This is a genomic window from Streptomyces fractus (assembly GCF_049844455.1).
Taxonomy (GTDB): Bacteria; Actinomycetota; Actinomycetes; order Streptomycetales; family Streptomycetaceae; genus Streptomyces; species Streptomyces fractus.
Genome location: NZ_JBMYHI010000002.1, coordinates 5,295,986 through 5,310,068, shown reverse-complemented (window position 1 = coordinate 5,310,068; position 14,083 = coordinate 5,295,986). Strand labels below are relative to the sequence as shown.

Genomic DNA, 14,083 nt, shown 5'->3' with positions numbered 1-14,083 from the left:
AGGGTGGAGCGCAGAGCCGGGCCGGGGACGGCGAGGCGGGACGCCCGACCGGGGACGCCTCCCGGGACGGCGCCGCGCGCCCGTACGGGGCGGGACCGCTGGACGAGGAAGACGCAGCGGGACGCACGGCCGAAGACGGCCAAGCGGGACGCCCGACGGGGGGCGCCTCCCGGGACGGCACCGCCCCCGGCCACTCCGCCGACCCCGCGTCCGCCGCCGACCCGGCACCGCCCCGCGGCACCGCCACCGGCACCGCCACGGGCACGGGCACCGGCACGGGCACCGGCACCGGCACCGCCACCCCCGCCGGCTCAAGCGCCCCCGTCGACCCGCCGCCCCTCAACACCACCCTCGCCATCGTCGCCACCGATGCCGACATCAGCCGTGCGCAGGCGCAGAAGGTCGCCGGTACCGCGCATGACGGGATCGCGCGGGCCGTGCGGCCGGTGCATCTGCTCAACGACGGGGACACCGTGTTCGCGCTCGCCACCGGGGAGCGCCCACTCGACGCCACGAACCCCCTCGCCCTCAACGAGATCCTCGCGGCGGGAGCGGACCTCGTGACGCGGGCGATCGTGCGCGCACTGCGCGCGGCGGAGCCCGTGTCGGCCGACGGCCGCACCCACCACTCGTACAGCGAGCTCTACGGGCGCCGGCCCGACGCCGTGTAACAGAGATCCACCGCCACGTAACAGCACTGTCCCTGTGGCTGCGTTCACAACAAGCGGAGGGAACCCTTCCGGCCATCTCACGCTCTTCCACCACATCGGCAGAGAAGCTGCGGATCAGCGGAAACCACGAAAAGGGGAGCAGACCGTGAGAAGGCAGAACACAGTCATCGCGTGCGCGGCACTCGCCGTCGGCGCACTGACCCTCACGGCCTGCGGAGGTGACGCCACCGCCAGCAGCGACAAGGGGGGCGACGCCCCGAAGATCACCATCTCCGCCAAGGACGGCTCGACCGGCGCGTCGATCAACGCGACGGGCGTGAAGGTCAGCGACGGCAAGCTGACCAGCGTGAAGATGACCGAGTCGGCGAGCGGCAAGACCGTGCCCGGCACGATCACGGCGAACGGCGCGACGTGGAAACCGAAGGAGCAGCTGGAGCGCGGCACCAAGTACCGGATCTCCGCGTCCGCCGAGGATGACGGCGGGCACAAGGCCGCCGCGAACTCCATCTTCACGACGGTCTCCAGCACCAACAGCTTCATCGGCACGTACACGCCGGACGACAGGTCGACGGTCGGCGTCGGGATGCCGGTCTCGTTCACGTTCGACAAGGCGATCACCGAGAAGAAGGACGTGCAGTCGCACATCACCGTCACGTCCAGCAGCGGCCAGAAGGTCGTCGGCCACTGGTTCGGCGCACAGCGCCTGGACTTCAGGCCCAAGGACTACTGGAAGGCCGGCTCCAAGGTCACCATGAAGATCGACCTCGACGGCGTCGAGGGGGCGAACGGGGTGCACGGCGTGCAGGACAAGACGGTGACCTTCACCGTCGGCCGCGCGCAGGTCTCCACGGTCGACGCGAACACGCAGGAGATGACGGTCGTCCGCGACGGCAAGACGATCAAGACGGTGCCCGTGTCGACCGGCAGCGACCAACACCCGACGTACAACGGGCAGATGGTGATCTCGGAGAAGTTCGTGCAGACACGCATGAACGGCGACACGGTCGGCTTCGGCGGTGAGTACGACATCGCGGACGTGCCGCACGCGATGCGCCTGTCCCAGTCCGGGACGTTCATCCACGGCAACTACTGGAGCTCGCCCGGCATCTTCGGCTCCCAGGGCACCAGCCACGGCTGCGTCGGCATGCGCGACGTGAAGGGCGCGGGCGGCGACACGACCGCCAAGTGGTTCTTCGACAACTCGCTCGTCGGCGACGTCGTGGTCATGAAGAACTCGCACGACGAGACGATCGCCCCCGACAACGGCCTGAACGGCTGGAACATGGCGTGGAACCAGTGGACGGCGGGCAGCGCCACCTGACCCCCGCCCCCCTTCGACACGGGCCGCGCGGGAACCCCCCGGGCGGCCCGCGCGTTGTCCAGGCACGTTGCTCAAATCCCGCCCCCCGTTTGTCATTTCACGGACATGATGTCCGAGCGAAGGACTACGGTATGCACCCACGAGGTGACACGAAGCAATACTGGGAGGTGCCTTGAGCGTTCCGTATGACTCCGAGCCCGGTGTCGGGTTAGGGACCGAGTCGGACGCGTCACCCGAAGCACAGCTCGGGCGGCTCCTCGGTCGCGCGCTCAACTCCTTCGACCTGCCCGACGAGACGCTGGAGCGGCTCGACGGCGCGCTCGCGTACGCGGGCTCCCTGCACTCGGCCCACCACAGCGCGGGCCGCCACCGCGAGACGTACCGGCACAACTGGCTGCTGATCGACGGCGGCTCGCTCACCCTCTGGGAACTCGTGCACAACACGGGCCGGGACGGCACACCGCAGCACGAGGTCTACGCGTCCGAGGACGAGCTGCACCTGGCGACGGGCCGGCTCCCGCTCCCCCAGGAGGCCGAGCCGGAGTTCGACCTCCACGTCCCCATGGCCCCCGTCCAGCTCCCCCCGGTCCCGCCGATGCGCCGCGCCTTCGGCCCCGGCGACCCGGACAGCTCCGCCGACCACGCGCGCCGCCTGCTGCGCCGAGCGGAGAACCCGGACGCCACGACGCGCCCCGGTCCCGGCACGGCACGACTGCTGCGCGAGGCCTGCGCCCACCAGATCACCCAGGCCTTCGGCCTCCGCCTCAGCCACGGATTCGCACTGTACGAGCACGCGTTCCTGCTGCGCGACGGCTGCGAGATCAGCCTCTGGGAGGTCGAGCACACGGCGACGCCGGACGGCCGACACATGTGCGAGGTGTACGCGACGCAGAAGGCGGCGCGGTCGGCGATGGAACACCGGGCGGCGTCATACCCCCGGGCCCGCCGGTGACACTCCCCCGGACTACCGGCGGCTGAACTCCCGTACCAGCCCCGCGAAAGCGTCCTGCTCGTCGGCCGTCAGCGGCACCGACTCGAGCGCCGGCGCCCGGGACTGCGCCGGCAGCACACCCATCGGCAGCTGTGTCCGCTGCCGCGGCGGGTCGAAGGCGACGGTGCGCACCAGGCGCGCCAGACCGATCACCCACGCCACAGCCGCAAGCGCGACCAGGGCCAGGCCCAGCTGCTGAAGGATCGACACGTGCTCAGGCATGCGTTCCAGTGAACACCACGGTCCGGGACTTTGGTCCCGGACCGTGACGTATCTCGCAAGGTTCCTAACGCCGCGCCAACCATGCCAAGCGCGCCATTCGACCCACCCGCCGGGGCCTCACACCTTCGCGGGCTGCGCCGCCGCCTCCGGGGCGGTGACCGTCTGCGACGGGGCCTGCACGGCGTCCGGCCGACCGGCGGTATCCGGCTGCTTGCGCACCGACTTGAGCAGGACGGTCAGCGCCGCGGTGACGCACGTACCGGCCGCGATCGCCACCAGGTACAGCCAGGCGTTGCCGATCAGCGGGACCACGAAGATGCCGCCGTGCGGGGCGCGCAGCGTAGCGCCGAAGGCCATCGACAGGGCGCCGGTCACCGCGCCGCCCGCCATGGAGGCGGGGATCACGCGCAGCGGGTCGGCCGCGGCGAACGGGATGGCGCCCTCGGTGATGAAGGAGGCGCCGAGAACCCAGGCCGCCTTGCCGTTCTCCCGCTCGGTCTTGGTGAAGAGCTTCCCGCGCACCGTGGTGGCGAGGGCCATCGCCAGCGGTGGCACCATGCCGGCGGCCATCACGGCGGCCATCACCTTGAGCGAACCGTCGGTGGGGTTGGCGAGGCCGCCGACCGCGAAGGCGTAGGCAACCTTATTGAGTGGCCCGCCGAGGTCGAAACACATCATCAGGCCGAGGATGATCCCGAGGACGATCGCGTTGGCGCCGGACAGGGAGTTCAGCCAGTCCGTCAGGGCGCTCTGCAGCGAGGCGATCGGCTTGCCGATCACCACGAACATCAGGAAGCCGACGACGATCGAGGAGAGCAGCGGGATCACGACCACCGGCATGATGCCGCGCAGCACGGCCGGGACGTTCACCCTCTGGATCGCCATGACCACGGCGCCCGCGATGAGACCGCCGATCAGGCCGCCGAGGAAGCCCGCGTTGGTGGTCACCGCGATCGAGCCGGCGACGAAGCCGGGCACAAGTCCCGGACGGTCCGCCATGCCGTACGCGATGAAGCCGGCGAGGACCGGGACCAGGAAGGCGAAGGCGGCCTGGCCGGTGTAGAAGAGCAGCGCGGCCCAGCTGGTCGTGGAGCCCCAGTCGAAGCTGTTGAGCAGGGTGTCGACCTTGACGTTCGCGACCTCGTAGCCGCCGATCGCGAAGCCGAGCGCGATCAGCAGACCACCCGCCGCCACGAACGGCACCATGTAACTGACGCCCGACATCAGCCACTTGCGGAGCTTTGTGCCGTAACCGTCCGTGGATTCACCGGAGTTGTCCACAGGTGTGGATGACGCGCCGGCCCGGCCCGTGGTCTCGCCGCGGGCCGCCTTCTCCCGTACCTCCGTGATGAGTTCGGCGGGGCGGTTGATGCCCGCCTTCACTCCGACGTCGACCGTGGGCTTTCCGGCGAAGCGTTCCTTTTCGCGGACCGGGACGTCGTGGGCGAAGATCACGCCGTCGGCGGCCGCGATGACGGCCGGGTCGAGGCGGGTGAAGCCGGAGGAGCCCTGCGTCTCGACGACGAGTTCGACGCCGTCGGTGTCGCGGCCGGTGTTCTCCAGGGACTCGGCCGCCATGTAGGTGTGGGCGATGCCGGTGGGGCAGGAGGTGACCGCGACGATCTTGAAGGGGGTCGCGCCGTCCTCGGCCGGCTGCGGCGGCGCCTCCGTCTCAGCCGGCTCCACGGGTTCCGCGGCCGGCTCGTCGCCACGTATCAGCGCCGCCGCTGCCCCGGCGTCGGTCGCCGCGCGCAGGGCCGCCTTGAAGTCCTCGTCCATCAGCTGGCGGGCCAGGGAGGACAGGATCGTGAGGTGGGCGTCGTCCGCGCCCGCCGGGGCCGCGATCAGGAAGATCAGGTCGGCGGGGCCGTCGGGGGCGCCGAAGTCGATGCCCTCGGCGCTGCGGCCGAAGGCGAGCGTCGGCTCGGTGACGTGAGCGCTCCGGCAGTGCGGGATGCCGATGCCGCCGTCCAGGCCGGTCGGCATCTGGGCCTCGCGGGCCGCGACGTCGGCGAGGAAGCCGTCGAGGTCGGTGACCCTGCCGAGGGCCACCATGCGTTCGGCGAGCTTCCTCGCCGCCGCGTCCTTCGTTCCGGCGGACAGGTCGAGGTCGACCAGTTCCGCGGTGATCATCTCCGTCATCGCGGGCTCCTTTGCCTACGCATGGGTGGGGTGGCTGGATGGGGTGACTGCTCGGTGTGCGGCTGCCGTCATCGCACGGGCTCCTTCATGGTGCGGTCCACCGGGACCTCGGCCGTCAGCTCCACCGCGTCCGGGCGGAGGTCCCCCGGCGTCGGCATGGCGCTGCCCGGCAGCTGGACCGCCGCCGCGCCGTGGGCGACCGCCGAGGCCAGTGCCTTCGGGCCCTCGCCGCCCGCGATCAGGAATCCGGCGAGGGAGGAGTCACCGGCGCCGACGTTGCTGCGCACCGCGTCGACGGGCGCCGAGGCGAACCAGGCGCCGCTCGCGTCGACCAGGATCTGGCCGTCCGCGCCGAGCGAGGCGAGCACGGCGACCGCGCCCAACTCCCGTAGTTCCTCGGCCGCCTTGACCGCGTCCCCGACCGTGGCGAGCGGGCGGCCGACGGCCTCGGCGAGTTCCTCGGCGTTGGGCTTGACGACGTCGGGGCGTTCGCGGAGGGCCGCGAGCAGCGCGGGGCCGGAGGTGTCGAGCGCGATCCGGGCGCCGGCGGCGTGCGCGCGGGCCACCAACTCGGCGTACCAGGAGGGTTCGAGGCCGCGCGGGAGGCTGCCGCAGCAGGCGATCCAGTCGGCGCCCGCCGACTGTTCCCCTACGACGCCCAGCAACAACTCGGCTTCCGCGGAGGACAGTTCGGGCCCCGGCGCGTTGATCTTCGTGAGGGTGCCGTCCGCTTCCGCGAGCGCGATGTTCGAGCGGGTCTGGCCCGCGACCGGGACCGGGGCGACCTTGATGCCCTGCCCGTCGAGGAGCTCGGCGACCAGGGCGCCGGGCGCGCCGCCCAGCGGAAGGACGGCCAGCGTGGGGGCTCCGGCGGCGGCCACGGCCCGCGACACGTTGACACCCTTGCCGCCCGGGTCCATGCGCTCGCCGCTCGCGCGGACGACCTCGCCGCGGTCGAGGCCGGGGACCTCGTAGGTGCGGTCGAGGGAGGGGTTGGGGGTGACGGTGAGGATCATGCCGGGGTCGCCGCTTCCGTTGCTTGCCTTGCGTGCCGTACTTGTTGTGCTTACCGTGCCTGCCGTACTTGGCGTGCCTGCCGTGCGGATACGGGGCGTCATACGCGCACCACCTCCGTGCCGCCCGCCTCGATCGCCGCCGCGTCCTCGGGAGCGAGACCGGTGTCCGTGATCAGCAGGTCCACATCGGCGAGGTCGCCGAACCGGGCGAAGTGCTCCTGGCCCCACTTGCCGGAGTCGGCGAGCAGCACCACGCGGCGGGCCGCGGCGACGGTGGCCCGCTTCACGGACGCCTCGGCGAGGTCGGGCGTGGTGAGCCCGGTCTCCGCCGAGAAGCCGTTGGCCGCGAGGAAGAGGACGTCCGCGCGGATCTCCCCGTACGCGCGCAGCGACCAGGCGTCGACGGCGGCCCGAGTGCGGTGGCGGATGCGGCCGCCGACGAGGTGCAACTGGATGCCGGGGTGGTCGGCGAGCCGGGCGGCGGTGGGCAACGAGTGGGTGACCACGGTCAGTTCGGACTCCAGCGGCAGCGCGGCCGCGAGCCGGGACACCGTCGATCCGGCGTCGAGGATCACGCTGCCCTCGGCGGGAAGTTCGGCGAGCGCGGCGTGGGCGATGCGGTCCTTCTCGTCGGCCGCGGTGCCCTCGCGCTCGGCGAGGTCGGGCTCGAAGTCGAGGCGCCCGGCCGGGATCGCGCCGCCGTGCACGCGCCGGACGAGGCCCGCGCGGTCGAGGGCCTTCAGGTCGCGCCGGATGGTCTCGGCGGTGACCTGGAACTCCTCGGCCAGCGACAGCACGTCGACCCGGCCGCCGTCGCGTGCGAGGCGGAGGATCTCCTGCTGGCGCTCGGGTGCGTACATGTCCGTTTACCTGTGCCCTCGTCTGCGAGCGTGCCCGAATGTGTTGCTCACCCCTGAGGCTACGACCGGATTTCCAGAAAGTAAACAGGTTCGGGCGTACGGCAGACACAAACGGGCATCCGCTCGGGTGCGGGCCCGCCGCCAGGCGCGCACGGCGCCGGGAGCACACGGCACAGGGCCCGGTCCTCCACCCAAGGAGGACCGGGCCCTGCGGGAACGAGCGCCGACCAGGGGCCTACTGCCCCATCACGTACTTCACCGTCGGCCCCGTGGTCCAGCCACCGTCCACCGCCAGCTCCGCGCCCGTCATGTACGAGGAGTCGTCCGACAGCAGGAACACCACCGCCTTCGCGATCTCGTCGGCCTCGCCGACGCGGCCCATCGGGGTGTTCGGGTAGTTGCCCTCGCCCTGCTGGATGCCGACCTGCGCGGTCATCGGGGTGTACGTCATGCCCGGGTGCACGGAGTTCACGCGGATCCGCGCGGTGCCCTGCTCGACCGCCGCGATCTTGGTGAGCCCGCGCACGCCCCACTTCGAGGCGCCGTACGAGGAGGTGAGCGCGAGGCCCATCAGGCCGGCCGCGGAGGAGATGTTGACGATCGAGCCGCCGCCGGCCTCCTTCATCGCGGGGACGACCGTCTTCATTCCGGCGAAGACGCCGACGAGGTTGACGTCGAGGACCTGGCGGAACCGCTCCACGCTCTCCGTCTCGAAGGGCATGCCGGTGGAGATCCCGGCGTTGTTGACCAGGCCGTCGACGCCGCCGAACTCGGCGGTGGCGTAGGCGAGGGCGGCCTGCCACTCGTCCTCCGACGTCACGTCGAGGTGGACGTAGCGGGCCCGGTCGCCGAGTTCGGTGGCGAGGGCCTTGCCGTCGTCGTCGAGTACGTCGCCGATGACGACGTTGGCGCCGGCGGTCATGGCGAGGCGGGCGACCTCGGCCCCGATGCCGCGGGCACCTCCGGTGATCAGGACGGTCTTCCCGGTGAGGTTGTTCATTTTCGGCTCCCTTTGGATTACGCCCCGTCGGTGGATTACGTCCCCGTGAGTTGACGACTCGGGGCTCTGCCCCGGACCCCGCTGCTCAATCGCCGCAGGGGCTCCATTCGTTGGCGGGGCTCGATCTGTTCAGGCACTCCAGCGCCAGGGCCGCCGGTCCCTGCGGCCCCGTGGGCGGCGCGTCCGAGAACGCCCACGCCTCCACCGCGACCCGTACCGCCGTGGTCGCCACCCCGGCGAGCAGGCGCAGCCGCAGGTCCGGGGCGCCCGGCCCGCCCGTGCGCTGCGCGAGGATCGCGAGGAGGGTCGACTCCGAGACCCGGCAGGTGTCGCTCCAGACGGCCCGCAGCGCCGGGCTCTCCCCGGTGAGGCGGAGCAGGGCGCGGACCCAGCCGAGGGACGCCGCGTTCGCCGGGTCGTCCCCGGCCAGCGCGCGCTCGACGGCGTGCCGCAGCGCGGCGGGGACCGGCAGGTCCGCGGGCGCCTCGCGGACCGCCTCCGCCCACTGGTGGGCGCCCGCGTCGAGGAGCGGCGCGACCGACTCCTCCTTGGTCGCGAAGTAGCGGTAGAAGGTGCGCGGTGCGACGCCCGCCGCCCGCGCGATGTCCTCGGCGCGCGTGGCCCGCAGGCCGTCCCGCGTGAACAGCTCGGCCGCGGCGCGGGCGATGTCCAGGCGCGTGGCGGCCTTGCGTCGCTCCGTCAGCGTCGGGATCGCCACCGAGGCACCCGCCGTACCCGCGACACCAGCCGCGTTTGCCACACTCGCCTTACCTGCCATACAGACATGATATGCCTCTGTGGCACAATCTGCCACTGCCAAGTAATGACCATGCCAAGTGGATCGACCGGGTCGACCGGATCGGCCAACCCACGTGAGCGAGGCGAGAGCGGTGCGGCGGCGGCACTTTCTGAAGGCGACGGGCCTGGCGGGAGCCGGAGCGGGGGCGGGCGCCCTGGCCGGCTGCGGTTCGGGCGACGGGAGCGACGGCGCCGACGGCGACAAGGTCACGCTCGACCTCCTCGTCGCCAGCTACGACAAAAGCGTCGGCGCCTCCATCGGCGACCAGTGGGGCGACGTCGTACGGGCCTTCGAGAAGCGGCACCCGGACATCCACGTCGCGGTGGAGCGGGTGCCGTTCCTGAAGATCGACGCGGTCCTCGCCCGCCGCGTCAAGGACGGCCGCGCCCCCGATATCGCGCAGGGCCACCTCTTCGCCCCGTACGCCGAGGACCACCTGCTGTACCCGGCGGAGCGGCTCTTCGACGTCCCCACGCAGGCGAACTTCGTCCGCTCCTTCGCCGACGCGGGCCGGGTCGACTCCGTGCAGTACGGCATCCCGATCCTCGCGAGCACCCCGCGCCTCTTCTACAACACGGGCCTCTTCGAGCGGGCCGGGCTCGCGGGCCCGCCCCGCTCCTGGGCCGAACTCCGGTCCGCCGCGCAGGCGTTGAAGACCATCGGGGTCCCCACCCCGTACGCCCTGCAGTTCGGCCCGGAGGCGGCGGAGGACGAGCTCCTCGCGTGGCTGCTCTCGGGCGGCGGCGGTTACGCGGATCTCGGTGGGTACGACTTCGGATCCGCCGAGAACAGGGCGACGCTGACCTGGCTCCGCGACGAACTCGTGAAGCCCGGCCTCGCGGGCGCCGACCCCGCGAGGCTCACCAGGACGCAGGCGTACGCACAGTTCCTCGGCGGGCGGGCCGGCATGCTCATCGCCCACCCGGTGCTGCTCGGCGCCGCCGACAAGGCGCGACTTCCGTACGCGCACGCCGCGTTCCCGCTCAAGGAGGGGAACGAGGCGGCGCCCCCGGTGGGGCTCAACGACTGGATGATGGCGTTCAGGAGCGGCGGCCACGTGAAGGAGGCCGGGAAGTTCCTGACGTTCCTGTTCGGCACCGGCTCCGCGAAGACGTACGGCGGCGCGCAGGCCACGCTGCCGGTGACCGTGACGGCCTCCGACAAGCTGCGGTCCGACCGTTCGCAGCGGAAGCTGTGGAAGTTCGTCGACCAGATGCCGGACGCCGAGTTCCACCCGGTGGGCCTGCGCTCATGGCCCAAGGTCCGCTCCGCGGTCCGCACCCGGATCGGCGAGGCGGTGGCCCCCGGCGGCAACCCCGCGCAGGTCCTGGAAGCACTGGACCGAACAAGCCCCGCCGACGATTGAGGCGCGGGGTCCGGGGCAGAGCCCCGCGACCGTCACACCAACTCGCGCTCCGGCTCCGGCTTCAGCTCCCCCGCCCCGTCCTCCACGTCCCCCGAAACAACCCCACCCGCCCCGCCGGAGGCCTTCGGCAGCGCGAACATCAGCAGGAAGATCCCGACGAGGATCCCCGCCACCCACACCAGCGCGCTGCGGAACCCGTCCACAAACGCCGCGTTGCCGACGCCCTGCGCGAACCGGTCCTCCACCACGTTGAAGAAGACGACAGACACCAGGCTGAGCCCGAGCGCGTTGCCCATCTGCATCACCGTGTTGATGAGCCCGGACGCCGAACCCGCGTGCTCGCGCGGCACGTCGGAGAGCACCGCGTCGGTCAGCGGCGCGACGATCAGGCCCATGCCGAGCCCCATCACGACCAACGGCAGCGCCATCTGCCAGGAGGCGATGCCCAGTCCGTAGTGCCCGGCCTCGGCCACGTAGATCAGGACGCCGGCCGCCATCGTGAGCGCGCCCGCCTGGAGCACCTTGCGCCCGAAGCGCGGCACCAGCTTCTGCACGGAGAGGCTCGCGGCCACCGAGACGGCGATCGAGAACGGCACCCCGGTCAGGCCCGCCCGCAGCGCGCTCCAGCCGAGCCCGAGCTGCATGTAGAGCGTCCAGGTCAGGAAGAAGACGCCCATGACGAGGCCGAACACGGTCTGCACGGCGATACCGGCGGCGAAGCTCTTCACCTTGAACAGCGACAGCTCGATCAGCGGCGAACCGTCACGCCGCGTCTTCGCCCGCTCGTAGGCGACGAGTACGCCGACGATCACGACGGACGCCGCCATCATCACGTACCCCCACAGCGGCCAGCCGTTCTCGCGGCCCTGGGTGAGCGGGTAGACGAGCGACAGCATGGCGAGCGTGACGAGGACGACGCCGACGAGGTCCAGCTTCAGCGCCTTCGGCGCCCTGGACTCGCTGATGACGCGCGAGCCGAGGATCAACGCGGCGATGCCGACAGGGAGGTTGATGAGGAAGATCGGACGCCATTCGAGACCCGCGATGTTCCACTCGGTCAGCAGCGCGCCCAGCAGCGGCCCGGACACGGCGCCCAGGCCGACGATCGCGCCGAACAGGCCGAAGACCTTTCCGCGTTCGTGCGCGGGGAACGTCGCGTGCACGATCGACAGGACCTGCGGCACCATCATCGCCGCCATGCCGCCCTGGAGGATCCGCGAGGCGACCAGCATCTCCGGGTTCGCGGCGAAGCCGCACAGCGCCGACGCGAGCGTGAAGCCGCCGACGCCGAGCAGGAAGAGACGCTTGCGGCCGAAGATGTCGCCGAGCCGGCCGCCCGTGATCAGCAGGGCGGCGAAGGCGAGCGCGTAACCGGCGGTGATCCACTGGATCTGCCCGGTCGAGGCGCCCTCGTCGTGCTGGATGGTCGGCAGGGCGACGTTGACGATCGTGACGTCGACGAGGTCCATGAAGGCCGCCGTCATCACGATGGCGAGCGCGAACCAGCGCCTGCTGGTGGGGGCTGGGGCTGCGGTTGAGGTCATACCGGAAAGCTAGAAGCCATCTAGGCCAGATCGTGTCCTAGATACGCGGCATTCTGGAACCATGGAGAACATGACGCCGTCCCCGACGGACACCCCGGCCCGGCTCCTCTCGCTCCTGTCCCTGCTCCAGACCCCGCGCGAGTGGCCCGGCGGCGAACTCGCCGACCGGCTCGGGGTCTCGCGGCGCACCGTGCGCCGCGACATCGACCGGCTGCGCGACCTCGGCTATCCCGTGCAGGCCACGCTGGGCGCGGACGGCGGGTACCGCCTGGTCGCGGGCAAGGCGCTGCCGCCGCTCGTGCTCGACGACGAGGAGGCGGTGGCGATCGCGGTGGGCCTGCGGGCCGGGGCCGGGCACGCGGTCGAGGGCGTCGAGGAGGCCTCGGTGCGGGCGCTCGCCAAGCTCGAACAGGTGCTGCCCTCGCGGCTGCGGCACCGGGTGTCCACCCTCCAGGCCGCGACGATCCCCCTGACCTCGGGCGACGGCGCCACGATCGCGCCAGAGACGCTCACGGTGATCGCCTCGGCTGCCGCGGGCAGTGAGCGCCTGCGCTTCGGTTACCGGGCGCGCGACACCGCGGAATCGCGCCGCTTGGTGGAGCCGCACCGGCTGGTCTCGACGGGCCGCCGCTGGTACCTCGTCGCCTACGACATCGACCGCGACGACTGGCGCACCTTCCGCGTCGACCGCATCTCGGACCCGTTCGCGACGGGCGCGCGGTTCGCTCCGCGGGAGGTGCCGGAAGGGGATGCGGCGGAGTACGTGCGCCGCTCGGTGTCCTCGTGGGGTGCGGGCGCGTCGTACGAACTGGACGTCGAGTTCGAGGCCCCGGCGCGGGCGATCGCGGAGCGGGTGCCTGCGGCGGTGGGCGTTCCGGAAGCCCTCTCTGAGAACCATTGCCGCCTGCGCACGACCACGTCCGACCCGGTGCAGTGGATGGCGGTGCGGCTGGCGATGACGGGTTACGCGTTCCGGGTGCGCGGCCCCGAGGAACTGGCAACGGCAGCCCGCGAGTTGGGAACACGCCTGACCGACTCGAGCCCCGCCGGTGGTTGAGGCGCGGGGCCCGGGGCAGAGCCCCGAGACCGCGACCCCGGTCGGCCGAAACATCAGGCGGCGGCGTCAAATCCCGTGTCGCGCGCCAGCTTCTTCAGCTCAAGAAGCGCGTGCTTCTCGATCTGCCGGATCCGCTCACGGGTGAGCCCGTGCTCCTTGCCGACCTCCGTGAGCGTCCGCTCGCGCCCGTCCTCGATCCCGTACCGCATCTTGATGATCGACGCGGTGCGCTGGTCGAGCCGGCCGATGAGGTCGTCCAGCTCCTCGCTGCGCAGCAGCGTGAGCACGGACTGCTCGGGCGACACGGCCGAGGTGTCCTCGAGCAGGTCGCCGAACTGGGTCTCGCCCTCGTCGTCCACCGACATGTTCAGTGAGACCGGGTCGCGGGCCCAGTCCAGGACGTCGACGACGCGCTCCGGCTTGGCGCCGAGCTCGGCGGCGATCTCCGAGGGCTCCGGCTCGCGGCCGTGCTCGCGGTTGAACTCGCGCTGCACGCGGCGGATCCGGCCCAGCTCCTCGACCAGGTGGACGGGGAGGCGGATGGTGCGGGACTGGTCGGCTATCGAGCGCGTGATGGCCTGGCGGATCCACCACGTCGCATACGTGGAGAACTTGAAGCCCTTGCGGTAGTCGAACTTCTCGACCGCGCGCACCAGGCCCGCGTTCCCCTCCTGGATCAGGTCGAGCAGGGGCAGCCCTGACCGCGGGTAGCGGCGGGCGACCGCCACGACCAGGCGCAGGTTCGACTTGATGAAGATGTCCTTCGCGTTGTCCGAAGCGGCGACCAGGGCCTCCAGCTCCTCGCGGGACGCCTTGTCACCGGCCTTGCTGTCGGAGACCGTGCCGTCGAGGATCTGCTGGGCGTAGACGCCCGCCTCGATGGTCTGGGAAAGCTCGACTTCCTTGGCGGCGTCGAGCAGCGGTGTGCGCGCGATCTCGTCGAGGTACATGCCGACCAGGTCGCGGTCGGCGATCTCCCCGCCTACGGCGCGAACACTGCGTGCCGCGTCGGTCTCGCCGGACGCGGCGGACTTGCGACGGGCTACGGCACGGGTTGCCATGCGTGCTCCCTTGCGATGGTAGGTCGGCTGTGC

The 14,083-nt window shown here is 71.7% G+C and carries 12 protein-coding genes and 1 pseudogene; 5 read left to right on the top strand and 8 right to left on the bottom strand.

The annotated features are described in order from the left end of the window. Window positions 1–329: 329 nt before the first annotated feature. The 3 genes and pseudogenes from ACP4E5_RS26095 to ACP4E5_RS26085 form a co-directional block, all read left to right on the top strand. Window positions 330–671: pseudogene (locus ACP4E5_RS26095) on the top strand (P1 family peptidase); the annotation flags it as partial. 145 nt (window positions 672–816) lie between these two features. Continuing rightward, window positions 817–1,992, top strand: a complete 1,176-nt coding sequence (locus ACP4E5_RS26090) for a L,D-transpeptidase (RefSeq protein ID WP_425832678.1) — start codon at window positions 817–819, stop codon at window positions 1,990–1,992. A 172-nt stretch (window positions 1,993–2,164) separates the two neighbouring features. Next, window positions 2,165–2,944, top strand: coding sequence for a DUF6227 family protein (locus ACP4E5_RS26085; RefSeq protein WP_425832676.1), 780 nt, complete (start codon window positions 2,165–2,167; stop codon window positions 2,942–2,944). Between the two features lie 12 nt (window positions 2,945–2,956). Here ACP4E5_RS26085 and ACP4E5_RS26080 read toward each other — a convergent pair whose 3' ends face one another. The 6 genes from ACP4E5_RS26080 to ACP4E5_RS26055 form a co-directional block, all read right to left on the bottom strand. Then, window positions 2,957–3,205 (bottom strand): hypothetical protein, encoded by a 249-nt coding sequence (locus ACP4E5_RS26080; RefSeq protein WP_425832674.1) that lies wholly within the window; start codon window positions 3,203–3,205, stop codon window positions 2,957–2,959. A gap of 117 nt (window positions 3,206–3,322) precedes the next feature. Further along, on the bottom strand, window positions 3,323–5,347 hold the full coding sequence (locus tag ACP4E5_RS26075) for a PTS fructose transporter subunit IIABC (protein WP_425832672.1): 2,025 nt from the start codon (window positions 5,345–5,347) through the stop codon (window positions 3,323–3,325). Between the two features lie 68 nt (window positions 5,348–5,415). Next, entirely contained in the window at window positions 5,416–6,363 is a 948-nt protein-coding gene (gene pfkB / locus ACP4E5_RS26070) for a 1-phosphofructokinase (protein WP_425832670.1), read from the bottom strand. Between the two features lie 98 nt (window positions 6,364–6,461). Then, window positions 6,462–7,223 (bottom strand): DeoR/GlpR family DNA-binding transcription regulator, encoded by a 762-nt coding sequence (locus ACP4E5_RS26065; RefSeq protein ID WP_425832668.1) that lies wholly within the window; start codon window positions 7,221–7,223, stop codon window positions 6,462–6,464. Window positions 7,224–7,458: 235 nt separating this feature from the next. Then, the gene (locus tag ACP4E5_RS26060) at window positions 7,459–8,223 is read right to left on the bottom strand and encodes an SDR family oxidoreductase (RefSeq protein ID WP_425832666.1); all 765 of its coding nucleotides are present in this window, start codon (window positions 8,221–8,223) and stop codon (window positions 7,459–7,461) included. An 85-nt stretch (window positions 8,224–8,308) separates the two neighbouring features. Beyond that, entirely contained in the window at window positions 8,309–9,001 is a 693-nt protein-coding gene (locus tag ACP4E5_RS26055) for a TetR family transcriptional regulator (protein WP_425832664.1), read from the bottom strand. A gap of 94 nt (window positions 9,002–9,095) precedes the next feature. Between ACP4E5_RS26055 and ACP4E5_RS26050 the strand changes: the two genes are divergently transcribed. Beyond that, window positions 9,096–10,388, top strand: coding sequence for an extracellular solute-binding protein (locus tag ACP4E5_RS26050; RefSeq protein ID WP_425832662.1), 1,293 nt, complete (start codon window positions 9,096–9,098; stop codon window positions 10,386–10,388). A gap of 32 nt (window positions 10,389–10,420) precedes the next feature. Here the strand turns inward: ACP4E5_RS26050 and ACP4E5_RS26045 are convergent, their stop codons facing one another. After that, on the bottom strand, window positions 10,421–11,932 hold the full coding sequence (locus tag ACP4E5_RS26045) for an MFS transporter (RefSeq protein ID WP_425832660.1): 1,512 nt from the start codon (window positions 11,930–11,932) through the stop codon (window positions 10,421–10,423). A gap of 70 nt (window positions 11,933–12,002) precedes the next feature. On the opposite strand from ACP4E5_RS26045, the gene ACP4E5_RS26040 reads away from it, so the two are divergent. Beyond that, window positions 12,003–12,989 carry a helix-turn-helix transcriptional regulator gene (locus ACP4E5_RS26040; protein WP_425841655.1) on the top strand — a complete coding sequence of 329 codons (987 nt, stop codon included), beginning with the start codon at window positions 12,003–12,005 and terminating at the stop codon, window positions 12,987–12,989. Between the two features lie 53 nt (window positions 12,990–13,042). Here the strand turns inward: ACP4E5_RS26040 and ACP4E5_RS26035 are convergent, their stop codons facing one another. After that, the gene (locus tag ACP4E5_RS26035) at window positions 13,043–14,050 is read right to left on the bottom strand and encodes a sigma-70 family RNA polymerase sigma factor (RefSeq protein ID WP_425832658.1); all 1,008 of its coding nucleotides are present in this window, start codon (window positions 14,048–14,050) and stop codon (window positions 13,043–13,045) included. Window positions 14,051–14,083: the final 33 nt, after the last annotated feature.

Coding starts and splice junctions, on each gene's coding strand:
- pfkB (WP_425832670.1), bottom strand. CDS start 6,363: ATGATCCTCACCGTCACCCCCAACCCCTCCCTCGACCGCACCTACGAG.
- ACP4E5_RS26060 (WP_425832666.1), bottom strand. CDS start 8,223: ATGAACAACCTCACCGGGAAGACCGTCCTGATCACCGGAGGTGCCCGC.
- ACP4E5_RS26045 (WP_425832660.1), bottom strand. CDS start 11,932: ATGACCTCAACCGCAGCCCCAGCCCCCACCAGCAGGCGCTGGTTCGCG.
- ACP4E5_RS26055 (WP_425832664.1), bottom strand. CDS start 9,001: ATGGCAGGTAAGGCGAGTGTGGCAAACGCGGCTGGTGTCGCGGGTACG.
- ACP4E5_RS26080 (WP_425832674.1), bottom strand. CDS start 3,205: ATGCCTGAGCACGTGTCGATCCTTCAGCAGCTGGGCCTGGCCCTGGTC.
- ACP4E5_RS26040 (WP_425841655.1), top strand. CDS start 12,003: ATGACGCCGTCCCCGACGGACACCCCGGCCCGGCTCCTCTCGCTCCTG.
- ACP4E5_RS26065 (WP_425832668.1), bottom strand. CDS start 7,223: ATGTACGCACCCGAGCGCCAGCAGGAGATCCTCCGCCTCGCACGCGAC.
- ACP4E5_RS26075 (WP_425832672.1), bottom strand. CDS start 5,347: ATGACGGAGATGATCACCGCGGAACTGGTCGACCTCGACCTGTCCGCC.
- ACP4E5_RS26035 (WP_425832658.1), bottom strand. CDS start 14,050: ATGGCAACCCGTGCCGTAGCCCGTCGCAAGTCCGCCGCGTCCGGCGAG.